At 45.4% G+C, this 26,483-nt stretch carries 23 protein-coding genes; 11 read left to right on the top strand and 12 right to left on the bottom strand.

Features of this window, described 5'->3' with window-relative positions; all coding sequences use genetic code 11:
• Positions 1-116: 116 nt before the first annotated feature.
• The 9 genes from HX448_RS02450 to HX448_RS02410 all read right to left on the bottom strand — a co-directional run bounded on the left by HX448_RS02450 (position 117) and on the right by HX448_RS02410 (position 7,915).
• Positions 117-1,622 carry a reductive dehalogenase gene (locus HX448_RS02450; RefSeq protein ID WP_102330594.1) on the bottom strand — a complete coding sequence of 502 codons (1,506 nt, stop codon included), beginning with the start codon at positions 1,620-1,622 and terminating at the stop codon, positions 117-119.
• A gap of 87 nt (positions 1,623-1,709) precedes the next feature.
• A complete protein-coding gene (locus tag HX448_RS02445) occupies positions 1,710-2,555 on the bottom strand; it encodes a radical SAM protein (RefSeq protein ID WP_162485964.1) in 846 nt (281 codons plus the stop codon).
• Complete coding sequence (locus tag HX448_RS02440) at positions 2,509-2,862, bottom strand: hypothetical protein (RefSeq protein WP_102330592.1); 354 nt, start codon at positions 2,860-2,862, stop codon at positions 2,509-2,511. The genes HX448_RS02445 and HX448_RS02440 overlap by 47 nt, the downstream gene beginning before the upstream one ends.
• Before the next feature lie 94 nt (positions 2,863-2,956).
• Positions 2,957-3,322 carry a response regulator gene (locus HX448_RS02435; protein WP_162485963.1) on the bottom strand — a complete coding sequence of 122 codons (366 nt, stop codon included), beginning with the start codon at positions 3,320-3,322 and terminating at the stop codon, positions 2,957-2,959.
• 210 nt (positions 3,323-3,532) lie between these two features.
• Positions 3,533-4,207 carry a response regulator transcription factor gene (locus HX448_RS02430; RefSeq protein ID WP_102330590.1) on the bottom strand — a complete coding sequence of 225 codons (675 nt, stop codon included), beginning with the start codon at positions 4,205-4,207 and terminating at the stop codon, positions 3,533-3,535.
• 82 nt (positions 4,208-4,289) lie between these two features.
• Positions 4,290-5,069 carry a response regulator transcription factor gene (locus HX448_RS02425; protein WP_102330589.1) on the bottom strand — a complete coding sequence of 260 codons (780 nt, stop codon included), beginning with the start codon at positions 5,067-5,069 and terminating at the stop codon, positions 4,290-4,292.
• Positions 5,070-5,296: 227 nt separating this feature from the next.
• Positions 5,297-7,189 carry a recombinase family protein gene (locus HX448_RS02420; protein ID WP_102330588.1) on the bottom strand — a complete coding sequence of 631 codons (1,893 nt, stop codon included), beginning with the start codon at positions 7,187-7,189 and terminating at the stop codon, positions 5,297-5,299.
• Positions 7,146-7,415, bottom strand: coding sequence for a hypothetical protein (locus tag HX448_RS02415; protein ID WP_162485962.1), 270 nt, complete (start codon positions 7,413-7,415; stop codon positions 7,146-7,148). Before HX448_RS02415 ends, HX448_RS02420 begins: the two co-directional genes overlap by 44 nt.
• Positions 7,416-7,453: 38 nt before the next feature.
• Complete coding sequence (locus HX448_RS02410; protein ID WP_102330586.1) at positions 7,454-7,915, bottom strand: hypothetical protein; 462 nt, start codon at positions 7,913-7,915, stop codon at positions 7,454-7,456.
• A gap of 108 nt (positions 7,916-8,023) precedes the next feature.
• On the opposite strand from HX448_RS02410, the gene HX448_RS02405 reads away from it, so the two are divergent.
• From HX448_RS02405 to HX448_RS02380, 6 genes are all read left to right on the top strand, one after another.
• On the top strand, positions 8,024-8,290 hold the full coding sequence (locus HX448_RS02405) for a hypothetical protein (RefSeq protein WP_102330585.1): 267 nt from the start codon (positions 8,024-8,026) through the stop codon (positions 8,288-8,290).
• Between the two features lie 34 nt (positions 8,291-8,324).
• A complete protein-coding gene (locus HX448_RS02400) occupies positions 8,325-9,554 on the top strand; it encodes a hypothetical protein (RefSeq protein WP_102330584.1) in 1,230 nt (409 codons plus the stop codon).
• A complete protein-coding gene (locus HX448_RS02395) occupies positions 9,551-10,132 on the top strand; it encodes a hypothetical protein (protein WP_102330583.1) in 582 nt (193 codons plus the stop codon). Before HX448_RS02400 ends, HX448_RS02395 begins: the two co-directional genes overlap by 4 nt.
• Positions 10,133-11,799: 1,667 nt before the next feature.
• Positions 11,800-13,605, top strand: coding sequence for an adenosylcobalamin-dependent ribonucleoside-diphosphate reductase (locus tag HX448_RS02390; RefSeq protein ID WP_102330582.1), 1,806 nt, complete (start codon positions 11,800-11,802; stop codon positions 13,603-13,605).
• A complete protein-coding gene (locus HX448_RS02385) occupies positions 13,602-13,865 on the top strand; it encodes a hypothetical protein (RefSeq protein WP_102330581.1) in 264 nt (87 codons plus the stop codon). Before HX448_RS02390 ends, HX448_RS02385 begins: the two co-directional genes overlap by 4 nt.
• 337 nt (positions 13,866-14,202) lie before the next feature.
• Entirely contained in the window at positions 14,203-15,648 is a 1,446-nt protein-coding gene (locus HX448_RS02380; RefSeq protein ID WP_162485961.1) for a twin-arginine translocation signal domain-containing protein, read from the top strand.
• Positions 15,649-15,989: 341 nt separating this feature from the next.
• On the opposite strand, the gene HX448_RS02375 is transcribed toward HX448_RS02380, so the two are convergent.
• A complete protein-coding gene (locus HX448_RS02375; RefSeq protein WP_102330578.1) occupies positions 15,990-16,931 on the bottom strand; it encodes a bile acid:sodium symporter family protein in 942 nt (313 codons plus the stop codon).
• A 748-nt stretch (positions 16,932-17,679) separates the two neighbouring features.
• On the opposite strand from HX448_RS02375, the gene HX448_RS02370 reads away from it, so the two are divergent.
• From HX448_RS02370 to HX448_RS02355, 4 genes are all read left to right on the top strand, one after another.
• Positions 17,680-18,270, top strand: a complete 591-nt coding sequence (locus tag HX448_RS02370; protein WP_102330577.1) for a hypothetical protein — start codon at positions 17,680-17,682, stop codon at positions 18,268-18,270.
• Positions 18,267-20,033: a PAS domain-containing sensor histidine kinase gene (locus tag HX448_RS02365; protein ID WP_102330576.1), complete on the top strand. Its 1,767-nt coding sequence runs from the start codon at positions 18,267-18,269 to the stop codon at positions 20,031-20,033. The genes HX448_RS02370 and HX448_RS02365 overlap by 4 nt, the downstream gene beginning before the upstream one ends.
• Positions 20,034-20,035: 2 nt before the next feature.
• Entirely contained in the window at positions 20,036-20,725 is a 690-nt protein-coding gene (locus HX448_RS02360) for a response regulator transcription factor (protein ID WP_102330575.1), read from the top strand.
• Positions 20,726-21,265: 540 nt separating this feature from the next.
• Positions 21,266-22,498, top strand: coding sequence for a 4Fe-4S binding protein (locus HX448_RS02355; RefSeq protein WP_162485960.1), 1,233 nt, complete (start codon positions 21,266-21,268; stop codon positions 22,496-22,498).
• Between the two features lie 289 nt (positions 22,499-22,787).
• Here HX448_RS02355 and HX448_RS02350 read toward each other — a convergent pair whose 3' ends face one another.
• Both HX448_RS02350 and HX448_RS02345 read right to left on the bottom strand, forming a co-directional pair.
• Positions 22,788-24,536, bottom strand: coding sequence for a hypothetical protein (locus tag HX448_RS02350; RefSeq protein ID WP_162485959.1), 1,749 nt, complete (start codon positions 24,534-24,536; stop codon positions 22,788-22,790).
• Between the two features lie 81 nt (positions 24,537-24,617).
• Positions 24,618-24,785 (bottom strand): hypothetical protein, encoded by a 168-nt coding sequence (locus HX448_RS02345; protein WP_190259896.1) that lies wholly within the window; start codon positions 24,783-24,785, stop codon positions 24,618-24,620.
• Between the two features lie 611 nt (positions 24,786-25,396).
• Here HX448_RS02345 and HX448_RS10650 point away from each other — a divergent pair.
• Positions 25,397-26,344: a DUF4332 domain-containing protein gene (locus HX448_RS10650; RefSeq protein ID WP_102330571.1), complete on the top strand. Its 948-nt coding sequence runs from the start codon at positions 25,397-25,399 to the stop codon at positions 26,342-26,344.
• Positions 26,345-26,483: the final 139 nt, after the last annotated feature.

The raw sequence follows: 26,483 nt of genomic DNA, 5'->3' as shown, positions 1-26,483 counted from the left end.
TGTTTGACCAGCTTCTTTTGAATTAATTATCAAATTTAGGCTCCGAAATCTATCTGCGCAGTGTTACAATCCGGGGGAGTTTGAAACTCCCCCGGCGCACCGAGAATCTAGTGAGATTAGAAAGGTTTGCGACTGGTATACGCCACTCTCGCCGTGTCGATACCGTAAACTGGCAACGACATATCCCACCATGATTCAGAATCCGCGAAATTACCATAACCAAACTGCTCACCCATTTTGGCGAAGAAACTGTTGAAGATACCGATGGTAGGAATGGTTGATTTGATTACGGTATGCACCATGGCCGCTGAGTCCTGGGCAAACATGCATTCGCCGTGACAGATGCCACAGCCATGCATGGTAGTATTTTCAGCCGACCAGATACGGCACGTGAACATGTTGGACCAAAAGGCTTTGACACCTTTATTGTGAGATACATCCTCCTTGCCATTGACGGGAGGTATCTCCCATGAAGGTTGTTTGTCTGAGGAGATAGATCCCGATGGGCAAGTAATTGCGCACTTGCCGCATGAGGCGCAGAACTTCCACATGCCGGCATCGATGGGATTAGTCGGGGCAAGGGGGAAGTCGGTGTAGCTGGTACCTGGATTATGATTGCAGGCAAACTCGGGAGTCAACGTGTAACCATCCTGCCTGGACTGTTCGCCGGTCCCCGTGAGGACGGCGGTGGCACCCCAGTTCAGTGTAGAACCTCCGTGGTTGTACGAATCGAGCACTTGATAATCGCCAAGCGCCTTAAGGAAGTTGATCATGGATGGTTCAAGACCGACGTGCCGTGTTAATTGTGAGTCATTAGCCTGCCACTCTTGCGGCTGACCAAGTTTTATGATCGACTGAGATTCGATGGTGTCAACATGGATAACCCACATATTTTTGTTCGGGATGACCTGTTTGTTTGAAGTCGCATAACCTCGATCGACATTCTCGAATACTGTCGGTTTAGAAGCGGTGTCCGGAGGTGGCCAGGGGGAATCGATATAGTTAGTCCCACTTATTGAACCGCGTGTGTAAGTAAGCACCAATTTTGTTCGCCAAGTATTATCGAGCTCTGCATAACCATTTAGCGCAGAGCCGAAATACCTTAGCGCAGCTGTAAGAACCTTGCTGTTTTCCTCAGGGGTGCCATTCCATTTGGGGAGCCCAGTCTCAGCAGGGGTAATGCCTTTTTTGGGAGTAGCGAGACCTTCCCAGGCTTGGGATGCGCTCGAACCTGGGGTTAATCCATTCCCTAATGCCTGGAACCTGAGCGAATAGTTTTTCCCTTGGGTTTTCTTTAGGTTCTCGACAACCGCAGCCCCTTTGGCGGCCATGGCTAATACCCTGTCCCTGCCATAGTAAACTGCCTGGGAATGAGCAACCTGGGCATTATTGCGTCTGTCGAAGCGGTTCATCATGCCCCAGTCGATTTCAACCGTTGGATTCATTAGCGGCCTTTCTTTAACGTACCAGGGCCGTTTCTGGATAGCGGAGGTGGATGACATCATTTCATCTAGATCGTGGAACACCGGTGCAACCAGCGCCGCACCTCCTATTCCGACACTACTCATACCGAGGATCTTCATAAAATCGCGACGACTTACATTGCTGTGGAACTTTGACATCCTATTTTTTCTTCCTTTCGTTTTTCTCCTCGGTCTCTTTCCGATGTCATTCAGTCTCTCCTGAAAGCCAAATACATTAACCCTCCTTCAGACTCCGACCAGTTCTCTGCGTTCGTCCATTGACTTTAGAACAGGCAGATATTCTAGGTCCGCTCGTCCTAAACCAGGTGGGAATAAGCTTTCGACCTTCCATTCAAGCTTCTCTTCCCCGGTGAAGTGATAAACCGTGCTTAAGTGTTGCTTTGCGGCCAATGCGGCGCTTTCCAATTCCTGTTTAGTCGGCCTGCGCCAGGGATTTTCTCCGGACTTAAAGTACGGCAGGATAATGAAAGGAATCTCATTGCTCACGCTCGCCACGAACCGGGCTATCCGCTCGATTTCTTCAACGCCGATATATTCCGGGATAAGCACTGACTCGACGATGATCTTTTTTCCCATACGATATGTTTTTATGAGGTTCTCAAGCACAGGCTTGTTGGATCTGCCGGTATAGTGAATATTGAGGGTCTCCGAAATGGCTTTGATACCGAATTCGACTTTGTCGGTGTGGGTCAGATCGGGCAATTGATATCCGTTTGTGAGTAGTACGTTGTTGGAGCCGAATCGATTATGCAAAGCCTCTGCCACTAGTGGGTAAGCAGGATCGAGCCCGGCTTCTTGGCCTTCGAGAACAACCTGTTTGAGTTCGAAGGGATCCAGAATCTCCATAACTTCCTCAAGCGTTAAGAATTTGTTTGGTGGCTCCGCCAACCTCGTTGGGTCCTTGAGGACGTTAGGTCCATCATGGTTGAAATCTTGAAGCATCGGGCTGTAGATGCGCCGACGGCAATAGCAGCCGCGGCATTCCAGGTTGCAGCCCCAAAAAAACAGGCAGACTTCATTCGTGTCAGGCGTATACGCAATGTGATAGATATTCGTCGGGGTTCTCTTCACGGTAGGCTCCACACTTTCTGAATTCATTGATAATGAAATCCGCATTGTCATGAAACGTGACAAGGGGTTGGACAGTGAACTCGCACAGGCAATACATCGGAAAATCGATCAAGTTCTCCACTAACTCGTTGTGTGAACTGACGTCAAAGACGATGAACCCGCCGCCGGCTGTGAAACTGTATGCGCTCTCTACTATCCCTTCTGCTTCTTTTCGCTTGAGCCATTCTTGCGACTTGCGCAAGAATTCGACTTTTGTCTTATAATCCTCCGGATAAACTGTCTGCTTACCACTCGCGAAATATTTCACTGTTGCCCTCCGTCCTCCGGCACAATCTCGCCGTTTTTTCACCTGTACTTATTAGACCTGTTACAGGTTTTAGTAATGGGAAGTGCGGATCTTCCTAGCCGCAATCAAAGACACTACGATCATTAGAAAGAAGATTATCAATTCGATCGGCACGGCGTTCCTCCTCTTTTCGGTGTTTAATCAACTGCAATAATTCTGATTTGTTTATTGGTTTGAACAGATAATCGCTGGCTCCTGAATCAAGTGCATTAAGCAACAATTTTGGGTCGATGGAACTGTCAGCCAGGATAATCGTACAAATTCGATCGTGGATCAGAGCCAGGATTTTTTTCAGGTTCGCAATGCCAAGAGTCTCCAGATCCAATAGGATCAAAATGGGGAGGTCATTTGAAAAATATTGGGCATTTTCGATATTGGAAAGACTGCAATTTTGGAATAAAATTCCGGTGTCGTATTTCAAAATGCAGGTAATCTCTTGAAGAGTTGTGGAATCGCCTCCTACACATAAAATTTGCACTGCAACAACCTTTTTACTTGTAGTTTAGAGAATGAAACGCCCGAAACAGACGACTTAAAGGGACAATTTGATGCCTCGATAACGACGGAGAGCGACAAAAAAGCAATAAAAAAAGACCCTTCCCGGGTCAGATCTACAATGTCTGGCTTTCTATCAGGGGACTAGCCGAAAACCGACGCCTCTTTCATTTATCAACTCGGGAGAGGCTGCGACGGTGCCGAGTTTCACTTTTAATCGATCGATGCATTTACGGATGGCCTTATTGGAACCGGGATAATCGTCGCCCCAGAGTTGACACGCGAGGCTCCGGTAAGAAGCGACATGCCCGGCATTGTTCATCAGGTGGTGTAAAACGATATTTTCTGTACGGGTTAGGTATATTTCTTGGCCTTTGAAATAGGCTTTATGGATAAGCGAATCGAGACGGAGCATTCCAGCGACTGTTTCTTCCCGGTTCAGAAAGCCGTTGACACGCCTGATCAAGGCTTTTGCCCTTGCGATAAGAATTATTGGATTCACCGGTTTTGGCAGGCAGTCGTCGGCCCCGTAGTCGATCGCTCGCACTAGGTCTATGTCTTCCAGCCCGGATTGAATTGCCAAAACAGGGACTTGAGAAAATAATCTCATTCGTTTTAGGAATTCAAACCCGGAAATATCCGCTAATTTCAGATCGATGATCGCAAAATCAAAAATTTCCTTGAACAACAAATCTAGTCCTGGCTCACCTTTGTCAGAACAGATTAGGTCAATATCGGGAAAAGGTAATCTAAGAGTGGAGCCGAGAATTTCGGCGGTCTTTTGCTCAGATTCAACCAGCAATGCCTTCATTTTTCCACCAAGCTTCTAAATCGAAAAATGGAAGATTTTTCAGCCTGGATAAATATTAATCCATCGGGGTAACAGATCCCGTCTAAAGAGCGTCGCAATCTATGACTGAAAAGAGGGGTAACGCAGCAATCATGTTAATAACCGTGACAATTAGTGACAAAACAGGATTGAGATGGAGCTTGAAGGGTTTAGCCAGTCTATAGCCATACCCTGTTTCAGTCAAGATTAAAGATGGATTCCTGGGATTATCACCGAGCTTTTTTCGGAGGCGTTCAATGTATGTTCGAATCGTACCGTTAGCTTCAACAGTTTCATCACCCCATATAGCTCGTGCCAAACTGTTGTGGCTGACCACCCGCCCGGCATTTTTCATCAAATGGCTTAGGACGATACTTTCTGTACGTGATAGCGGGATTTGTTGACCGCCCATCTCCGCTCGGTGTAGCAGGGCGTCAAGTCTTAGCAGGCCAACCTCGAGAGGTTCGTTATCTGAGTCCATCCCGAATGCCCGGCGTACTATTGCCTTACAGTGATATAGCAGTTCCAACGGTTTGAATGGACTCACGAGATAGTCATCAGCACCTAGATCGATAAACTTCATTAACGCATATTCGTTGGGATTGCCATCTATCACCACCACCGGTACATCTGAGAACCGTCTCAGATCTTTAACTAAATCAAAACATATGTCTCGAAGATTAACGACGATTATGACGAGATCGAAACGAGATTTCTCAAATACTGAGAGGGCATGTTCGGTTGTCGTAGCCACCTTGGTACACGACCCAGGCCACAAGCTGTCGAATACTGATGTTATTGTTTCAGTATCTTTTTGGGAAGGATTGAAGATCAGGACATCCATTCACAGCCTCCACCGTGGCCATTGTTTCGGGGTGGCAGGAATAAGCCTCGTCGTTAGGATGCGTTTTCATTGGTTTGCCTTTGATCGTATCCGGCAACGCTCAGTCTGACCGACGTAAAGGGAAGGTACTAGTATCCAGGATACAGGTCTTAGTACTGATGGTATCACTTAGTAAGCACAGTGTCAATATAATGTTATTAATGGTTATTAAATCGTAATTATTACTTTTATATATCTATAGGTTGAGATCTGATACCAACTGAAACATTGGAGGGATTGTTGTATTCAGGGTAGTGGGAGATAGCTGTAAAATAATTCAGAGAAACCGTTTTACGTATTGGGATTCTTGGTGGGGCATATAGGACTTTCCCACACGCATTTTGAGTGCCATCCTCCCCGTATTGATGAGTATCCAGGCCTACCTTAATCCTCATCGTCTTTAAATCTTCGGAAGGGAATACCCGAACATTTAACAACCTTATGATGTTAAATTTGTCTTCAAAACTGGCTGACTCTAGATTAATGTGCCGCAGTTCTTCAAGTTGACGTTTTAGCGATTCTACGCTTCCTAGAACACAATCGCCGTTATTTTGGCTGCTGAGCTTTTGGATTTCTTTTTCAGCAACCAGAATCCCTGCTTGGCAACCTTTGATTCGGTTCTTAGCCTCGACAGCGTCGTAGACACCTTCTTCGTAACCCACCTGAACTTTAGCGATTTTTGATCGCATAATGTTAATTTTTCGCAGTTCCGAATCTATCAACTTTGTTGAAGCCTGGTGATTGGATCGTTCCACTTCAACCTGTTGCTCGAGCCAAACATCATCCCACAGAAGAGCATACACAATATCCCAAACCGACTCGTCCCAGCTTCCGGGAATGAATTTTCGGTTGCTGCAGGCGTTTTTCTCATCCCAAGCCCGGTATCGGCGGGTGCAATGGTAAAAGACTTTGTGATCCCGCCCGTCGCGTCTGACCACCATTGGAAGAGAACATACTGGGCAAAAGATCCGCCCCCGTAACAAAGCCTGAATAGCCTTACCCTGTTTACCCCTTCCCCTACCTCTTTTTGCGACTGTATCCATCGCACTTTGCCATAAATCCTGAGTGATTATCTGGGGTACTGAGAACTCTATCCATTCCTCTTTTGGCTTTGGCCGCAAAATGGTTCTTCTGACTTTGCCAGTGACATCACCCAGCGGACGCGCCGGATTGGGCACCATGGAGGCGGCGTTGTAGAAGTGCTGACCCGTGTAGCAACGATTACCCAACAGGCCACACACTGTGTTTGGCCTCCAGACCCCTCCTCCCGGTTTGGGAATTCCAATTTCGTTGAGTGTTTTTGCCACCCAATGGGTTGTCCGGTTTTCCCGCCCGGTCCACCTGAAAATCGCCTGCACAACCCAGGCTGGGCTATGCTCGATAATCTCGGAGTTTTCATCCAGATTATCGATTTCCCACCATGCTTTCTTGATAAGTATTTTGCCAGCGCTGGTGATTTCAGCGTCGCGGCGGTACCTGTAACCGTACGGAGCCTTGCAGGCTGGTACTAAGCCCTTGAGAACCCGCCCGATGTTGCCGGCTCGAGCGTTGTTATGTGTTGCCAACCTAGTTAATTTATTACTGTAGGTGAGTGCTGAACGTACGAACTGGGACGCGGTGTCCATACCGGACGGAGCATCGCCGAAGATTAGTTTTATGCCGCGAATTTCGCATTCACGTTCAAAGACTTGCTGCGGCGCGGGCTCGCGGGACAGGCACCTCAGGTCGGCAAAGAATATCCCTAGCACCTTACCGTGGTCAACAAGATCGTGCCGTAGGAATTGCATCGCCGGGCGGTCGAGATGTTCACCTGATACGTGATCATACAGCACATATTCTAATGGAACTATCGCACCTTGGGCTTTCGCCATTTTGGCTAAACTAAGTAAATATTCAGGTAATCTGTTATTCAAGCCTTGCGCATCCAAGCTCTGGCGGCAGTAACCAGCCCACCAGAAAGGCTGTTTTAGATCGCAACCCTTGACGCCGAAACCCTGGGAATATCCAGCCGCTTTGGCTGCGTCTTGGATATATCCATTAAGTGCTTCCGGGGTCACCGGACAAGTCGCCGGAGTGCTCATCTTCCTGCCTCCTGTGGAACAGCCATGCCCCCACCTCAGTTAAGGTGCCGGCCTGTTCTTCTGCACCATGCTTGCCGTCAAACGCTACTCCAACGATCGTGGGCTCACTCTCGATTTGCCTAAAAAGGGAATGAACAGCCTTGTGAACGGCTTTGCGGATTTCCTTGTCCTGTATTTTGAGTATGCCTGCGCCTAATTCACTGACCATATTTTCATCTTGTGGCATTTCAAACAAACCTCCTCCTTGCTCTGAATACAACATCATCAATCTCGGTTCATAAATAACGAGGCTCCATTCGGATTCCCTGTTTCACCGTTGTCCTTCACCACATATTTCGCATCAAGCTGATAAATCCCATTAATCATATGAACGAAATAATCCCGCCGCGAACTGTAGTATTTGTAGGAAGGATGGTTTGGTGAGCTTGAGATCACCCGGGTTAAGAACGAATTCTTTTTCAGTTCCGGGTATTTTTCATGGGCGATATCGTAGAGTTCAGGGGCTAAAAACCGGTTGTAGCCATTTCTTCGAATAAACTCCCTTGCGCTCTCAAGAATAACGTCATAAGTTGTTCTGCCCCGCTCCAGGGCAGAATGCCTGGCCCCGGCCGGGGTTTCGGGTTCGAACGAAATGAAGGTTTCCGATCTGTTGATGGTGATGGTGATCGAACTGCCGTCAATTTTGACGGTACCGGATACGGGCACGCTGAATGGGATTTCTTGCATCTTTGACCTCTTTCGTTATATTGACACTACATGTACATCAATGTATTATACATTATACATACTTGTCAAGACCAAGTATTGCCATTTCTTGGAGCCTAGTCAAATCAAATGCGAAACTACCGCAAAGTACAGGTCCTGGAATTTCTCTACAACGGTGGAGCTTACTCCTGGTATGTGTCGTGGGAAGTCGCCATCGCTTGTGACCTGAGCATCACCAACGCCTCTGAGCTTCTACGGCGCTACCACCGGCAGGGCTTGCTCGCAAGGCACCGCAATCAGGCGGTGCCGAAGGGCTTCTGGTACCAAATCACCGACGCCGGATATCGGCGCCTGATATACCTGCAGGGATTGTTCGAACTCGAGGGAACAGACTAGATGATAATGAACGATTTCGTGACGGAGGACGATTATGGCGCATACCTTAGAAGAAAAACTCGACGTCGCTAAACATTACCTATTGGGCGACACTGTAGATGAAATTAAGAACAAGACCACGTTCTCGCATGGCAGCATCGTCGGTGTCACCGATGACCTTGTTACCGGAAAACTTCAAATACCGGGTTTACCAACCGAAGAAATCGGCACTCTGCGCCAACTTTCCCTGCAGTTAAAGAAAAACAATCTTGGTCCTGCTCAGGCTTACCTGGGAACACTTCTATTTCAGCGATGCTACGAACTAGGCATTGGCATGACGCAATTGAACGAGTGGGCTAACCTGGTAAAAAAGCACTCCCAAAACGGGTTTCCGGCCGATGAGTTTCTCCTGGCGGCACTACATCTTCACGACCTGGAGAAAACCGAGAACCTGTCATTCCCCGAGCTCATCAAGAAATATTCCGATCTTGCTGCCAACAAGAAAAAACTTGAAGTTGAAATTCAATCTTTGGAGCAACAAAAGGTCAACCTCGTTACCAACATGGCGTCACTTGAATCCACCCTTAAGGTTTCACAGGCCAATGAAGCCAAATTAAACACCCAGATAGCCAAATCCCAGGCTGATTTAAAAAAGATGAATGAGTTGGCATGCGCTGAAAAGGGCATTCGAGACTATCTCCTGAAGGAGAATGCCGGCCTCATGACTAAAAATGCCCAACTGGTATCTGAGATCGGTGGGCGGGAAGCAACGCTTCAAACGCTCAAGCAGATCGGGCTGTCGGAGACTCACCTCCTCCAAATCAAGGACCTTGTTAAAGACCTGGCCGCCGAACAAAACCTAGGCCCGGAAGAAATCAAGGCCATTTTTTTTGAAACCTTGCACGAGTTCGGGGGTCTATCCGGTCTTAAGTCGGCGATGGAAAGCAAACAGCAGCACCTGAAAGAATTACATATTCAGGCTTCCACTCTGACTGGTGAGATCGCCTCGCTTGAATCCCAAAAGGCTACCCTGAACGGGGAAATTAAAGCAAGTTGTGCTAACGCATCGGGTTTGATCACCCAGTCCGCCGAAAAAGCCGCGTCTACGATTGAAGGTTACGTTAACGGTGTAGGGAAAGACCTCATGTTACTGATGGAGAATGCGATTGTGACCGGCATCGCTGTCGGTGAGGAAACTGCTATTCAGAAGACGAGTGAACAATCAGCCACTGAACTGGCTAAACTGGTCGATGAAGTAAAACGCCGGATGGGCCAACAACCGTGACTCTGGAGGTCTGGGAAAGTGAGCTATCTGGTTTTAAAAAGAACCTGACCCAGATCAGGGAACGGGCGGCCACCAACTCCCAGGTGTTATCTTTAACCCGAAAACAGGCTGAAGTTGCCAAGGTCACAATCCTGATTAAAGTTCTGGAAAGCAGGCGCAAAACAATCGCTGCGGGGCGCGGTTTGCGGGCTTTTTGGAAAGATGGCATAGGATTAGGGCCTGTTCTTCTCGAATCCGGGATTGGATTCGTAGGTACGGCTTTGATCACCCATAATAAGAATGGAGCTTTCTCCGCCGGATTAGGTGTTGCCCACCAGGGCGTCCAGGCACGAGGAGAAGTCGATTGGGTTGTGAACATTTCTACCTTTTCCATTATTCCCGAATCCGAGATGCCCACTGGACCGGGGTGGGTAAAATGGCCTGGTCTTTTCGCCGCTCTCCACCTTCTAAAAAACCGGGCTGAAAATGGCGTACCTTTAGGTGATCTAAACAACATTACCGAATCGTTGATGGAAACCAAATTGCTGAAATTCATCAGGCGATTTCTCACAGGTACAACCAATCTGATAATCCCCTGAAACCCATTTCGCATCGATCCACAAAGCGACTACACAGCAGGCGCTGTTCTCATATCCCGTAACTGAAACTAAACAGAAGTAGAATATTTCATTCAACCAGCCATTATTTCCCGCTGGTCATTTTTTAGTCAAAATTCGGTCGGTGTTCAACCGTGTGCTTTCAAATGACCTGTAAATCCACCGTCCTGGCAACCACTTTCCTGGTGTCCTAAAATTAAGTTTCAACCTTTAACGTGGGGACTACTTACCATCTCCAGGCAACTAAAAGTATTGACCATTTTGACCACACCGGAGTGACCTGGTACGACCTACCTTCCCAGCTTCACCAATTTCCCCTTTTATCACGGAGTAGACCCTGCGTAGGCCTATTGTCCGTTGTCGCCCGTGAACCAGTCTATGGTAAGCAAGTTGAACAAAAGCAGATTTTGTTCAATCAAAGATTGTTGGATGTGAGATGGGACGAGATGCCAAGTTTGATGTTATCATTAAGACGCGGACCGCCATTCCTGCTTTTACTAACCTTCGTGCTATTGGGTCGAATTCTATGAAAACCTACCCCTAGCCCGATGCAACAAGAAGCCCCTCTGATCATAACCATTCGACAGATTCCTTTCGCCAACCTAATTATCCTCGCGCAGATGAACTTTCAGAGCGCGCTTGTGAGCAGGCTTCAATAATTTCCTGAGAGTTAATCTTGCAATATATGATTATCACTTGAAAGATCTGCCGTCATCTGATTCCATCGCCTGTTTTCCTCCCAGAGTTGTTTCAAGCAACGCACTTTAGATGGCTCCCAGGCTACCGTATCGTCTCTCCTTCCAGTGATAAAAGACAATAGCATTTGGATACCTAACGATGTTCGACCTCGACATCGGTTATCGTTATTCAATTTACCTTTATCTTGCCTATTCTTACTTAATTAGTACTTTTGTTTACCTGTAATAACACATTCATTTGTTATGATACTAGCAGCTAAGTTAATTCCACGGTTTGGAGCACTCGGCATGATGAATCGAAAAAAATTTATGCTCAGGCTTGAAAACGAAACTCTGAGACCAGCCTCTCTAACAATTTTATCTGAACTAAAATTGAATTATCGGCATAATTCATCATGGTTGAATAATCTGTCTAAACTTAGACAGTTTATCTTGAATATGCAATTTAACCGTATGGATGCAATAGCCTCTGATAGAACAACCTCAAACTTTAAACAGGAAATAGATGGTTGAAGCGAAAGACAAACGATCTTAGATAATGATGATTTGTAAGACTTTCCGATATTCGTATTTAACCATCGGAGATATTGCAAGTGCCGCGGTGGGGGAAACCAGGGTGTCGGGTTGTTGCGACCAACCCGGCTTAATAGCTGTGAAACCCCTCCCGTGGGCTCCCTGGGTGTAATCGGGGTTCATTGCAGCGCTTGCCATATTGAAAAAGTTGGGCAGAGGGAATCGATGAAGGATGTTAAGGAAATTGAATCGATCTTTGAACGGGTTCAGGCTCCGATAACGAAGGATTGCCTAGTCCACCGTGCAGAATCCAACGGAATACCTACTGACCTTTTGCACCTACTATATTGCCTACCCCAGGGCTGTTATACCGCTTCTGATGTGAACTTTATGGTCACGTTCCCCAGCAGATTTATTTCCGGAGGGTTGTGATACTGCATGCTTGAAGTCTTTGAACCTGCCTGCAAAGTTAAACCGAATCTCTCTACTAATGCTCTTAGGGTATTGGAAAAACGTTATCTACGTCGAAACAATCGAGGTGAAGTCACTGAAACCTCGGAGGAGATGTTCAGGAGAGTTGCCCACTCAGTAACCCGAGCCGAACTCTTCTACGATACAGCTGCAAATGTTCAAACAATAGAAAACGAATTCTTCGACCTGATGGCATCCATGGAATTTCTCCCGAACTCACCAACCATACTTAATGCTGGCACACGATCCGGTACACTGTCGTCCTGTTTCGTATTGCCTGTGCCAGATTCGGTTGAAGAGACGTTTGATACAGTTAAGCACACCGCCATCATTCATAAAAGTGGCGGGGGCATCGGTTTCGACCTCTCGGCTCTTAGGCCAAAGGGTAGCAGTGTAAACGGGCGGCCATATGCAGCTGGCGGTCCGGTAGCCCTGGCGAATGTCCTCTCAAGCTCGGCTGACTATATTCGCCAAGGGGGAGTCAGGCGCGGCTGCAATTCGATGGTCCTATCAGTCGATCATCCGGACATCCTTGATTTCGTCATCGCTAAAGCTGACCCCAATACCCTTACCAACTTCTACAACTCGGTTGCTGTTTCCGATCACTTTATGGCTCAGGTGAAAGCTAATGGTGACTATCCGCTTATCGATCCCCACACCCATAAGATTACCCGTTGGCTCTCAGCCAGGGAAGTATTTGGTCGGATTGTGGATCAGGCATGGAGAACCGGAGATCCAGGATTAGCTTTCATCGACCGGATTAACCGCGACAACCCAACTCCCAGCCTTGGCCAACTCTCGGCTATCACCGGTTGTGGTGAGCAGTCTCTCCTCTCCTATGAATCGACTAATCTCGGTTCAATTAACCTTGTCAAAATGTTGAAAGATTCGGGTGATGGCCTAGAGATCGACTTCGATAAGCTAGCACATATCGTACCCCTAGCGGTCAGATTTCTCGATAATGTTATTGACATCAACCGTTTCCCAGTACCTGAAATAGAGTGTGCCACCAAACGCACCAGGAAAATTGGCTTGGGGGTCATGGGTTTTGCCGATATGCTCTTGCGGCTGGGTATCCCCTACAACTCCACTAAAGCCATCGCCGTGGCTGAGAGTTTAATGGAGTTTGTCACCGACACCGCCCACGAAACCTCCCAGCAATTAGCCAAGGAACGCGGTAACTTCCCCGCCTGGGGTGATAGCCTTTATGCCAGACACAACATCCTTATGCGGAATGCCTGCTGCACTACCATTGCCCCCACCGGTACTCTCTCGATCATCGCCGGTGTGTCCAGTGGCATAGAGCCGATCTTCGCTTCGGTTTTCGTCCGGAACATTTTAGACGGAGAGAACCTGCTTGAGATCAACCCCTACTTCGAAGAGGTGGCTAAAGCCAGGGGTTTCTTCACCCAAGAGCTCATAGAGCAGCTAGTGACTAATAATCACCTCCACAGCCGTACCGAGATCCCAGAGGATGTCAGGAAGATCTTCGTTACCGCCCATAGGGTTACTCCTGACTGGCACGTGCGGATTCAGGCCGCCTTTCAGCGACATACTGATAGCGCCGTATCAAAAACAGTCAATTTCCCCAAAAACGCCACCAGAGATGATATTGCGCGAGTGTTCAACATGGCTTTTGAACAAGGTCTCAAAGGAATCACTGTTTACAGGGATAGGAGCCGGGATTTGCAGCCTTTGAGCATGAGTGAAACCGGAATTCAACTGGTAGATTGTTGGTTCGATGCAGAGAAAGAGAGGAGAGCAGCGATATGACAATGCTACTGGCGAGACAAAAGGGGGACGTAAGTGGAAATATTACGAAAGCGGTTAAATTTACGGACCTGAGTTTTGGTGATATCGAAGCCTGCGCCAGAGACATGACCTACCCGATCAACAACCTTGAGTTGGTCCATCAAGCGAAACTCGATGGAGCTTCAAGTGATACGGTGAAGTTCCTCAATCTCTTACCTGAAGGGAAATGCAACCATTCATCGCAGATTGTGTTCATGGCCTGGGAATATTTTCTGGTTTGAAAATTCAGATGTTAAACAAAAAGTGAGGCCAAATGAAAATGATTACAGGAGAGACCCACAAAATTTCGACTCAAGTAATAAGAAGGAGGAGATTACACGTTAAAGATATACATTCAACGCGTGGAGATTAAAGAGGCTACATTTATCAGCTACTTCCTATGATAAGAATGCCAAATATATTTTAAAGCGAGGAAGATATGCAAGTGGCATCCGGGAGAGACCGGAACAACATCTAATGAAATACTAAAGATGTTGTACAAATGATACGCACGTTTGGATAGGACCAGAGAAATTCAAGGGGTACATCTAGTTAATGAATAATGGAAGGAACAATAAAATGCTCGTCAAGGAAAAGCTAAATGAAAGGCAGAAGTCTTTCAGTCGCAGAGATTTTTTAAAAATTGCGGGTGGGGCAGGAATAGCTGGTGCGGTATTTGCCACAACGACAGCAATGACAGAGGTTCCAGGTAGCAATCAAGACATGATTGGCAGCAGGCTTAAGGACCCATACCTTCCGCAATACCCATCCGATTACCCTTGGTGGGTCAAGGAAATCGATGATACTCCCAACTCCTTAGGGACAACGGAAATAGTGCCATCTGAACTTGTTTTGGGGGCAACCAAGATTTATGGCAAATATCAGGCGTTTACTGATGGACGACAAGACGGTTTTCAAGCTGTTGGTAACGCCGTGACAAATCAGGATTGGACAGGGGAATGGGGACAAATTGCCAAAGATGCTGTTGACAATAAAAACAAATGGTTAGCCACATTAACCCCAGATCAAATGTATGACTATCGATTTGGAACAGCCATGGTGATGGCTTCAGATCATTGGCACGTAAACACGTCCGAAAATAACTGGATCAAGCTACCCGTCGCGGCAACAAAGGTCGAGTTGAGCGCCGAAGAAATGACAATCAAGTTAAAAAATGTTGCACATTGGTTTGGGGTAGATCAAGCTCGGGTCTGTGCAATTGATGACAAGATGAAGCCATTTTTCTACAAAATAGCTGCCACCTCCGGTACGTTACGCGGTTATCGACCAAAAGGTTGGGTCGACCCAGGCAGACCAGTTGCTTGGCCATACCCTTATAAATATGCCATCGTAATGAGTATCTTCGTTAGTTTGCCAACACACAGAGCTGGCGTTGGACCTCTTGCTAATGCTTCAACAGCAACGACGTGCAGTGATCAAGATGTTTTTGCGAAATATATGGAATCGACTATCCGGGGCTTAGGTTATGAAGCCTATGGCATGATCATTGCCGATGAAGATTGTTGTGAAACACCCTTTGCCGTCCGGGCAGGCCTAGCTGAAGCAGGCCGCATTGGTTTAGCGATTGCTCCTTGGGGGGCTGGCTTGCGTACCGTAATCGTTGTGACAAATGCCCCCTTAATGCCTGATAAACCCATAGATTTTGGTCTTCTAGAATTCTGTAAGGTCTGTGGAAGATGCTCGAAGAACTGTGTCGCCCAAGTAATCGGTAACGATGCTGAACCAACTTTGATAAACGGGTCATATAAGTGGGAATACGACGGGCTAAAATGCATGCAACAAAGGACTTCTTATGGCTGCCAATTTTGCGTTAGCGTGTGCCCCTGGAGCGCTCCAAATACACCTGCGCATGATTTTGGCCGTTTTTTTGCTAGCATACCGGCTTTAGCACCTGCCATGGTAAAAATAGCAGAGATGAGTTATGGGGAGTACCCCAGAGGAAAAGATGCTCCGCCATGGCAACCATGGCATTCAAGCGATGAATGGGCTCCATGGAGAGCTTAGATTTGAATAACGAAAGGGGAGTTTAAAATGAGTGCAATATTATTCCTCGGCGGAATGATTCTTGTTTCAGTTGCGGCTGGACTATATGTGGTTAATAAAAGGTTCTATGTTTCTTGGTGGCATTACTTAACGATTGTGATGTTACTAGTGTGGATTGGGTTCGGCACTCTTCTCACATTCGATTTTGCGATTGAGAGGGTGTCATCTGGTACATGGATTGCCGCTGTATTCTTTGGTGTAATCGCAATGCTCGTTGCCTATTCTCTTTACAATTCGATATCGCGGCGTAAAAGAACATCAGATTAGTCTTAATCATTCGTGTAGACATCCAGACACCCGGGTTATTTTAACCCGGGTGTCTGGATTTTATTGTATTGTTCTACCCATGCTTTTCGAATATTAAGCCAGATAAAGAATATAAATCCTATCACAATCCCAAACACCGCAGGTAACGTAGCTATAGGTTCGAATAATTTAAAAGCTATTACACTAGCCAAAGCCCATTTTTTCATAGTACCTAATAGCACCATGCTGACAATACTGGATTCATTAATCAATAACTTTTTACCGAAAGTTAGTATAAGGTACCCCAAGCCAAATGTTGTTATTACTGCAACAAGGAAAGGGGCAACCACGTATTTGGGAAAGGTGAATATCATATCCCTATTAATACCAATCATGGAAAAACATATAATTGCGATGCACCAATTAATAATCTGTCGATGGTAACTTTCGGTCCGCTTCCAAATATTACTTAAATAACGCAACTGAGAGAGAATCAATGGTAGGACAATTAATTGTCCTAGCGTAATGAGAAGATCTCTGGAATCTATCTCATTCCCAAATCTAGCCTTGATAATTAATGGGAGTAAAATTATTGAGGCTAAAAAACAGCTTGCTATTCCCACGAAAGAATAGAAGGAGTTTCCCTTCAATTTATGTGTGAATAATGGTATTGCTAACGAAGCGGGAGCAACAGCAAGTACCAAAAAACCGGCCCTCAAGTTGTAGTCGTCAGTAAACAAATGCCCGAATAGAACAATCGCACCGCCGAGGACGATGAAGTTAAGGAAAAGTGCCATTGTGATAGGCTTAACCAATGATTTTAAAACCAATTTGGATAAGTCCACATTACTAATAGATAATGTTAAGGTTATGACAAGAAATGGTACGATGAATGGCTGGGTGTATGTTGCTAAAGGTGCTAATAAAAACCCAGCGATAATAGCGATAACAAGTGGATAATTATCCTGATGCACCAAAATGTCCCACAATAACTTCATATGACATCAATATTATGCATAATTCTGTCCAAATGGATATAATGCTTTAATAGTCTGGATTATACATTACGGATATGCCCCACACAACCGAAATGGATAGGTTAATAATTATTCTTTGTTTAGTCTTTATTTTTGTAACTCCGTCTTTGGCGCAGTTATAAAAGGATGTTTTCCGATTATTAGTTCCGCCAACTGGCAAACTCAACTGGTAGAATGCTCCCAAAGATCTACCTGACCGGCACCTGCTTTACTCATCTTTCCAGGTTTCACCTCTCTGTGTGGCATTATCCAAGGATAAAACCAGCTTTCATTCAAGCACTCGGTTCTGAAATCTCTTTGATGCGCTTGTCAGCCAGGGCGGCGCGGACGCCGGCCAAGAACTGCTCCTGCTAGCGATAGGCATGGGTGGCGCTTACTCTATGTCGCGCGCAGACGGCCTCTTCAGGGTCCTCCCCCTTGGCCATCTCTAGAACAATAGCTACCTTTTCCTCGGTGGATCAGATTCTCCGATTCATGCCACTTTGGCCACCTTTCCAGTGGCCTGACTATAGCTTATACATCTGTCCAGTTAAAACGGGGTGCATTCCAGCTTTCTTAATTCCAATTATTCCTTGCATTTCGTATCATTCATAGGTACAACGACACTGAGTTAAGCGATTATAGCTAGCCAATTATGAATTCAAATACTTGCTCCTGTTAGTGCCAGGGATTATAATCCAACTCAGTTTAGTTTTTCAGACGAGAGTTTATGTTTGATCTAGCAAATACTAACAACTCTTTGGCCGAGCCTTTTTCAAGATTAGTCGAAGATCTCCCTGAAAATGAGACGTATACGCTATTAGAGTTACGATCACTTTTAGATATGGCTATTGAAACTTGGCAAAATAAATCGCTAATTCCGTATCACCTTTTTATAATCGTTGATGCGATTAACAAGCGATTAAACAGTGCCATGGTTACCGCAACTAACAAGAAGCCTATCCTAATATGTTACTTTTCTCCTGTTCTCACAATGGGTGCTTTCTTGACCCAGGTTTTTCTCAAAACACGCATGCTTGAAACAACACTAATAAATATCAATTCTGATGTCGATATTGATACGTTAATCAAAGAATTAAACTTAACTAATTCGCCCGCGGTTATATTTAGTTTTTCCACATTTTGTTACGTTGATCTGATACAAAAAAGGATTCCTGAATTGGAATTAATTAACACTCGTTATTATGCTGGAGGAATAGTATTCACTTTGAAGCCCACATTGGCTGATAAATTGCCGGGTTTTATTTTCCCTCAGGATTTGCCCAATTTGATCGATTCACTAGGAGTAGATGTACAATGAATGACCGCATCGGAATAATAAGTTGTGCTTTTATACTCAACCACGTTAAACAGAGTCTTGGCAACCAATATGAATATAAAATATACCCACTCGTTCCTGCCTGTCTCTTCAATGTGTCACCTGAACTAATTAGACATGTGTTTGATCAATCATGTTTAGAAAACAAGATGACTTTAATTGCATATGGATACTGTCATTCTGAAATTCCTAAAATTCTTGAAGATTATTCTGGGCGCGTTTCTAAACTTGAAGGCGATAATTGCTGGGAGATGTTGCTGGGCAAACAGAAGGCTATCAGTTATATAAAAAATGGTTGTTGGTTACTGAGGAATGCACTATGCAATACCTGGCGTAACGAGACATTTATATCTTATGGCGCATATTCGCCGAATTACAATATCGTAAATTATTGTCATACCGATAAAATCGTTGCTTGCAGATTCGAGAAGGATAAGCCACTCGATTCGGAGGTTGCTTCTTTTGCGGAAGAATTTCATGTTCCATATGATATTGTTGATTGCAATCTGAATGAATTTAAACAACTTTTGTTAAACGGTATTAATACTGCAAATTCGCAGTCCAAAAGTATCATTAGTACTCAAATTGACAACACCGATAAAAGAGAAATTAAATCAATTCGTAATACTAATGAAGTAGAATTTCAAATCGATATATTTCAAAATAAACTAGCATTTGTGAGCCCAAGTATTTATGATTTTATTGGTTTTCACCAAAGTAGATTCTGCGAATTATATCATTCTGATCCCGACAATATTATGTATCCTGACAAGGATGTATTTCAAAAGATTACGCAACAACGCTTTACGTATATTTCTCGGTGTTTAACGCAAGGAATTCAACTTCCTTTAACCATGGAGTACAAAATTAAAAACAAGAGCGGTAGCTACATTTGGATAAAAGAGAGCATCTTTCCTAAATACACAAAATATGGTGCAGTAAATGCCTTCTTTTTGGGAAAATTGGAGAATATTACGGAAAGAAAACGTACAGAAGATAAATTGGCCATAATGTATCAAAAAGAGATGAAATATCGAGCCGCCCTTGAAAGAGAACTCAAGAATAGAATAGAGTTTACTCATGCACTAGTACATGAATTGAAAACCCCATTGACACCAATAATTTTAGCATCTGATGCCCTGGTAAACCACCGAAGTGGGAAAGAAATGCTTCCATTGATAAACTGTATCCATCGCGGCGTGGATGACTTGAGCGGCAGGATAGAGGAGTTATTAGATCTTGCTCGAGGTGAGGCAGGGGTCTTAACCCTTAAGATAGAACCATTCGACTTAAACAAGACAATTGGAGAGGCAGTAAAATATTTTAAATCAGCTGCAGAAAAGAATGGGCAAATCATTAAGACAAACCTTTCTAACAATTATATTAATGTAGTCGGCGATAAACAGCGCATAAAACAAGTGATAATGAATTTATTGGACAATGCCATAAAATATTCGGGCATCGATTCCGAAATAGCAATAGAAACCAGTCTTTTAGAAAAAAAATTAATTTTTAGTATAAAAGATAATGGGCTGGGTATCCCTCAACAAAAACATCAAGATATATTTCAACCCTACAAATCTGCACGCAACCATTTATCAAGTGGTTTAGGTATTGGATTATCACTCGCTAAGTCAATCATCCAACTACATGGGGGTAAAATCTGGGTCGTAAGCCAGGAAAATAATGGTTTTGCATTATATTTTACTTTACCCATTATCAGTAATGCTCTGATAGTAAAATAAGAATGAAGATCCTAATCATTGAAGATGACCCAAATATTGTTGATACGCTTAATTGCGTTCTACGCCTTGTCTGGGCTGATATTAAGGTCATATCGACACCACAAGGCCGGAAGGGCATAGAATTAGTAGAAACCCAATCTCCCGATATAATATTATTGGATCTTGGGCTACCCGATCTAGATGGTTACGATGTTCTACGGCAGATACGGCTATTTTCAAGTATCCCCGTTATTATTATTACTGTACGCGCAGAAGAAACGGCTTTGGTCAAAGCTTTTCAATTAGACGCAAACGATTATCTTATCAAACCATTCAGACAAATGGAATTAATAGCGAGAATAAAGGCGTGTTTAAAGAAACGAACGTTAAATGGGGAGGATTTAACAATAACTTGTGGCGACATTCATTTTGGCGCTTCTATTAATGAACTATTTGTAAGATCAAAAAAAATAATGCTGACGTCTTTCGAAGGAAGGCTCTTTTACCATTTAATACAAAAAGCAGGCAAAGTGGTTACAAAAAACGAACTCGCTGAGATACTTTGGGGTGAATCAGTTCCAGAGACCTCAGATAATATAAAAAATTATATCTGCCGGTTACGAAAAAAAATAGAGTATGATTCAGACCTCCCCAAGATTATTCTTAATCATCGCGGGATAGGATATACTGTAACGCCTCCCCATTCTGTGTAACGTGCCCCTCTTTTTGTTTGGAATTGAAGTACAATTTCCTGCGTTGCCGAGAATAAGCGGCATTGATTCATCAATGTGGCATTGAGATTGGGTTCAGTTGCGCATGCGTCCTCGTCCATCATTCGGCACCATTTTTATCCAGAATGCTTTCAAGAGCGAACACAGTCTCCTCGACGTCAATCCCATTTTGAGACTGGGGCGCGTCAAGCCTACGTCCTGTCTATCGATCTCCTACGACGTCACAACTATCATACCAATCAGCGAGATGTGCCCAAATGGATAAGAACCGTGTTTTTACCACCCATAAGTCAGTCCTGAATGGAATGTCAGGATGCGATCGATCTTCCAAGGCTTCACCGATTCGGCGGGATCCAAGACCGGCAGTTGTGACGCTAGACGCTCTCTTCGCCTTATGAAAACATTTAAACTGGGCTTAAAAGACCTCACCGGCTACCTCGACCAAAGCCGAGCATCACAACCATTTTACTCTGGCGATTTAGAGGTGCTATTGTTGGCGAAGACGTATGGATAGAAGAGTTATTGGATAACCCTCCTTCTCGGAAGAGTTTCTGGTTGCAACATGGCAAGAAATTACTCGTTGCAGGTGCAGTCATTGCCCTCATCAGTGCAGGATTTTACGGGCAGCTAAGCCGGGGGTTATCCGGCTATGAACGTTTTCTCCCGGGGGTCATTCCAGGGGCCAAAACATTTACCGTATTACAGACGTCAGCAGATACCATTCTATATGATGCAAAAGATAACTCCGGCAAGACCTTAGGTCTGATTACTGGAGCCACCAGCCCTGGCTATGGCGGTCCGATGACAGTGATGGTTGGCTGGACTGCCAGCGGTGTGATCACATCGGTTACCGTACCCCAACACCACGAAGACTTACCCTGGTGGAAAGTTCTTGGTAAGACAGGCTTTTTCAAACAATACATCGGGCGCTCTTATAGCGAACCCCTGCAAATTTCTTCCGATGTCGATGCGGCCACCGGATCCACGGTCTCCTCAAATGGTGTGGCAATCGGGGTACGTAGTGGGCGCTTCGTTTTAGCTGATTATCTGGGGAACCCTTATACTGGTCCCGCCGAACCCATTCAAATCGGACTTCCAGATATTGGCTTATTTCTTGGCTTGTTTGCGGTAGTACTCGCCAGAACTCTGCCAAAATTACGGAAACACAGTTGGCCGCGCGTCCTTACTCTTACCTATGGTTTCGTGGTGGTCGGGCTTTGGTTGTCGGTACCGCTGTCTCTAACCAACATTGCCTCATGGCTCGTAGGTTATTCGCCCCACATTCAAACCTTTTTTATCATCTATGTTATGGTTTTCGGTGTTATTGGTCTGGCAGTTATCTTGGGTAAAAACTACTACTGCTTCTGGTTGTGTCCTTATGTGGCAGTTCAGGAGTTATTTCATTTAGCCTTTGGCGCTAGCGTTCATCCAAACCCAAAATTGTTCAAGATTTTGCATAACACTCGTTATGTCCTTTTATTTGTCGCCCTGTTCCTGGTTTTGGCGCTTAAAACCCCATCTGTATCGGTTTTTGAACCTTGGAACGTTTTGTTCAGCTTAAGAGGCACAGCAGATCAGTGGGTGTTGATGATTTTCGCTTTAACAGCATCAATGTTTATCTATAATTTCTGGTGCCATTACCTGTGTCCAGTCGGCGCCGTCATGGAAATTGTTCTCAAAGTTCGGAAAGGACTCCTTGGAATATGGCCGAAACGCAAAATGACAAAAAACCCAGAACCTTTGCAAACATCTTAGTAATTTCTCTAGTTACTCTCGGTGCGATCATGGTGCTGGTGGTGATAGTCAACAAGCTGGTGGCGCTGACATAATTTGTTCTCGATTTTATGTTGCACCATCGAATATTCGAGTGTCATTACGTCGATGATGAAATCTTCTGGGACGGATAACAATTCCAATCGTTGTTATAAATTTATACCTATTGACGTATTGTGCAATAAAGGTCCCTCTCCTTCAAAGCTAGATATCATCAAAGCTGAGGGTCCCGACAAAGGAACATTTTCGGAGTCAATTTGATATTTGGCTTCTAATCCCGAAACGCGCAATTCTTCTCGGGACAAGGGATGGTCCTACATAGAGGCTCGATCCCTCTTTGTTGGAACCTACGCTTCCAACCGCCCACATCATACAGGTCGTAAGTATCTGAAATCCCATGTTGACGGGCACGCCTGGCGAGTGTTCTACCTTTACCCGCGAGACCTGAGTGGAACGCGCAAAAAGCGGCATTATCGAGCGCCAAAGCAAGATCGGGCTTCAATGCTATTGCTAGTTCAAATTTTTCTAGTGCAGCGAGAAATTCCTTTTTAGCCATCAGGCAGAAAGCCGTTGCATAAGCCAATCGCGAGGTCATCTTTGATAAAACGGCAGCCGCTTCTTCCACAATAGCCAGTGCTTCGTTATATTGCTTGCAGTTAAGGAACATTATCGCTGCTTCGATTCTGGGCAAATCCCAGGTGGGGCGCAGTTGAATAGCTTTCAAACACTCTTTAAAGCCCTCGGAGATGCGGTCAGAAGCCCATGGGTTATCTCCCAGCACCACGCCGAGGTGTAGATGGGCTTTAGCGCTTTCGGGATGCGCTTCGATTTGTTTCCTGAGTTTTCTCTCCAGACGTCGTTCGACCGGTATTTCGTTAAATTCTGATTTTTCCCAATACAGGAATTCATCGTCTATTGTCTGGTCAACCGCCAGAGCGGAGAAATGTGTGGCGACGGGCGTGACTTCATCGGGAGCGCTATTGAAAACTGATCCCCAATCACTCCGATCCAAAACACTTTCGCCGACAAAACGGAAATTCACTTGGATTAGTCGCGAAGCCCAATCGCGCTCAACGAATATGTAGTCCTTTTTCCACTCGCGGTCTTTTTCGGTTTCCCATAATCGCTTGAGCCAGGGTGCCCGACAAGATTGCTGTGCGCCGGAGAAGAGATGGATGACATGTCTTGTGTAGTATTCTTCAATAGGTTTGGGATCCTCGGCGAAAAGCCTTTGGATGCGTGCGGTTTGGTGGTACAAAGCGCCGACCAACTCCAACACCCTGTCCCAACCGATTTGAAAAGCTATGCGTTCACATAAAGCCGAGAGGGCATAATGCCTGTTGATCTCGATTGCGATATCTTCTACGCTGGCACCTGGAATTCGCTTCGAAAAGGCTGCGGCCAAACCGATGATGTATTCCTGGGATGGCCTGCGGCCATGATAGAACCAATTGACCTTGGTTTTTTCGTTTGCCGCGCCTACATCCTTGAATAACTCGTCGTTTGATGGCCATTCGATACAACGTTCTTTCAACCTTTTAAGGAATAAGATGTTTCCGCCGCGCTTTGCCCAAAGGGGAATAACTTGTTCCAAGGGCGGTAGTTTGGATAGATGGCGAAATGATGCCAAACGCAGTGCCAGGTCAACCGTTGCCAGCCGGAAGCAACCCAACAACACTGCGTCCTTCTTGGACTTTGGAATAACCCAATATCTCAGCTTCGAACAAAGGGCATCCCATCGCCCGGCGTATTCAGATATGCCCTGAACGAGCATGTTTTTAGTTCCCCACCGGCAGACAAAGGCTTCTTTAAAGATCTCAGGATAAGGGATGAGGTTACTATCGACCATTGCTTCCGCAAGGGTGAAGAGGATGTCCTTCCTCGGTGCGTCATCAATCCTTTCCCCGCGGAATAATCGCTGCGCCTCCTTTTTGATAAACCTCGGATAAGGCGCCCGAAGCGCTTTGAAAACCTCGCCGATGATCTGGCCGCTGTATGGGAGATGGTAGGAATCTTTCATATTGAAAACTCCGTTGGGTTTAATGATAGCGGCAGAGTCCGCTGCAGGCAATTGCGAACGGACTCCGCCGCCATCCGATTGTTAGTGGTTCAGAGCCGAGGTATCATTGTCGTTCTGGTGGCTTTCGTCTTCGGCGATGCGGTCCTCCCAATCATCCGGGCGCTCATCGTACCCCCTTGATTCCCAATAAGCGTCGTTGTTCGGGTTCATCTGGTCCGCGTGGTTGTCCATGTCACTGTGATGGCTCATCGTCCTCTCCTTTTTTAGGGTCAAGCCCCTTATACTGTGACACAAGTATAAGACGTGCAAGGGGGCAAAACAGTCCCATCAAAGTGGACAAACTTTTTCGCGAAGAAGTTTTAAGTAGAGACGTCAGCGGTACCCAAATACATTTCTCCGTAGTAATCGCAGGATTAATTCGTTAGTATTGACAACCCATCGTCAAGGTTGTAGTTTACCGGCATCAATATGCTGGGATTCTGTCACGTGTTCGAATCGCACCGGGGTACCAGAGGTCGTTCAAAGAAAAGCATCCAACAATTCTGACGATTGTTCACGCGGATAAGCAAGAATATATCGTTTTCGTCTTGATTCGGTGTAACATTAGTGGTACATTAACAAAGAAATGATTATTGCCCGAGAAGGTAAATACACCTTTATCATTCACACTAGGGAACTCGCTTATGAACCGCCGCACGTACACATCAAATTCGATGACGATCAAGTCAGAATCGAACTTAACGGAGGTAACTTCATGGAAACCCCTCCTTCAGGAGAGCGTAGCGATATCTGTTCAGCCTATGCGAAACATGTAATAACGATTAGACAACAATGGGACTCCATTCACAAGAGGTAAGTAGATGATGAAAATTGCGAAATCGGTGGCTACCTTTGATAAGTCTGAACGTATTATCGTAAGAGCCTTGGTAAATGAAGAGGGAATCTTGTGCACCTTTGCAGATGGGTGTACAGGTATTATACCCTTCCGAGAGATTCCCGAAATCAATGGTCTAAAAGATGTTCACAAAGTTGAGTTAAAAACACCATTCGAGATAATTATTAACGATTCTATAGAACTCCCATGGGACTTCGTGCGCAATTTCTGCGACACAACCTATCGGCATAGATCTGAAATCATTGCTCAAGAAGGCCGAGAGTCTTTGGGTGAGAGAATTCGTAGTCAACGAAAAGCACTTGGATTAAGTCAAGCCGAGTTCGCCAAAAGGGCTCATATAAGCAGACAAACCGAGATTAGGATCGAAAATGGTCAGTTTTCGCCGAGGTTCAGTACGCTTCAGGCTATGGCTGAACAACTAGGGGTTTCAATAGGAAACCTATTAACTACACCGATTCGCGGCACGAAATTCGTTCCGGAAATGCTAGAACATAAAACGGCTAACAAGGTCACCCGCTTGTCTAAGATAGAATGCATCGACCCCACGTTGGCCGAGAAACTCAATGCCGTGGGTATCAAAACGGTTGAGGGGCTTTTAGAAAAGGGCGCGACCCGCACAGGCCGGAAAGAACTCGCCGAAATGACTATGATCAGTGATGCGCTGATTCTGGAATGGGTAAACCGGGCTGACCTGTTCCGGATCAAGGGGGTTGGCGAGGAATTCAGCGACCTGCTTAAAGCCGCCGGCGTCGATACCGTGAAAGAACTTGCCCAGCGCAAGCCGGAAAACCTGCTTGAAAAATTGATCGAGATCAATATGCAGAAAAAACTGGTCAGGCGCATGCCCTTTACGTCAGCGGTAACTGATTGGGTAAAACGGGCTCAGGAACTGCCCTGGTTGGTAGAGCATTAACAAAAAAGGTTCACTTAATCTATCCAATTGGTCAGTACATTGTTGTCCTTACCACTCTGCCTAGAACCGTTCCCCAAAAAATATCCGTTGATATCAACTAATTGTTAGATTGTATAATCGACTTATTTCCCTCACTATT

The organism is Dehalogenimonas etheniformans (assembly GCF_014672715.2).
Lineage (GTDB): Bacteria > Chloroflexota > Dehalococcoidia > Dehalococcoidales > Dehalococcoidaceae > Dehalogenimonas > Dehalogenimonas etheniformans.
Note: the sequence above shows the minus strand (reverse complement) of the source record. Positions and strands in the feature narration are given on the sequence as shown.

Coding starts and splice junctions, on each gene's coding strand:
- HX448_RS02410 (WP_102330586.1), bottom strand. CDS start 7,915: ATGCAAGAAATCCCATTCAGCGTGCCCGTATCCGGTACCGTCAAAATT.
- HX448_RS02415 (WP_162485962.1), bottom strand. CDS start 7,415: ATGCCACAAGATGAAAATATGGTCAGTGAATTAGGCGCAGGCATACTC.
- HX448_RS02385 (WP_102330581.1), top strand. CDS start 13,602: ATGACAATGCTACTGGCGAGACAAAAGGGGGACGTAAGTGGAAATATT.
- HX448_RS02370 (WP_102330577.1), top strand. CDS start 17,680: ATGTTTGATCTAGCAAATACTAACAACTCTTTGGCCGAGCCTTTTTCA.
- HX448_RS02420 (WP_102330588.1), bottom strand. CDS start 7,189: ATGAGCACTCCGGCGACTTGTCCGGTGACCCCGGAAGCACTTAATGGA.
- HX448_RS02425 (WP_102330589.1), bottom strand. CDS start 5,069: ATGGATGTCCTGATCTTCAATCCTTCCCAAAAAGATACTGAAACAATA.
- HX448_RS02450 (WP_102330594.1), bottom strand. CDS start 1,622: ATGTCAAAGTTCCACAGCAATGTAAGTCGTCGCGATTTTATGAAGATC.
- HX448_RS10650 (WP_102330571.1), top strand. CDS start 25,397: ATGATGAAAATTGCGAAATCGGTGGCTACCTTTGATAAGTCTGAACGT.
- HX448_RS02390 (WP_102330582.1), top strand. CDS start 11,800: ATGCTTGAAGTCTTTGAACCTGCCTGCAAAGTTAAACCGAATCTCTCT.
- HX448_RS02345 (WP_190259896.1), bottom strand. CDS start 24,785: ATGAGCCATCACAGTGACATGGACAACCACGCGGACCAGATGAACCCG.
- HX448_RS02405 (WP_102330585.1), top strand. CDS start 8,024: ATGCGAAACTACCGCAAAGTACAGGTCCTGGAATTTCTCTACAACGGT.
- HX448_RS02375 (WP_102330578.1), bottom strand. CDS start 16,931: ATGAAGTTATTGTGGGACATTTTGGTGCATCAGGATAATTATCCACTT.
- HX448_RS02430 (WP_102330590.1), bottom strand. CDS start 4,207: ATGAAGGCATTGCTGGTTGAATCTGAGCAAAAGACCGCCGAAATTCTC.
- HX448_RS02350 (WP_162485959.1), bottom strand. CDS start 24,536: ATGAAAGATTCCTACCATCTCCCATACAGCGGCCAGATCATCGGCGAG.
- HX448_RS02365 (WP_102330576.1), top strand. CDS start 18,267: ATGAATGACCGCATCGGAATAATAAGTTGTGCTTTTATACTCAACCAC.
- HX448_RS02360 (WP_102330575.1), top strand. CDS start 20,036: ATGAAGATCCTAATCATTGAAGATGACCCAAATATTGTTGATACGCTT.
- HX448_RS02380 (WP_162485961.1), top strand. CDS start 14,203: ATGCTCGTCAAGGAAAAGCTAAATGAAAGGCAGAAGTCTTTCAGTCGC.
- HX448_RS02400 (WP_102330584.1), top strand. CDS start 8,325: ATGGCGCATACCTTAGAAGAAAAACTCGACGTCGCTAAACATTACCTA.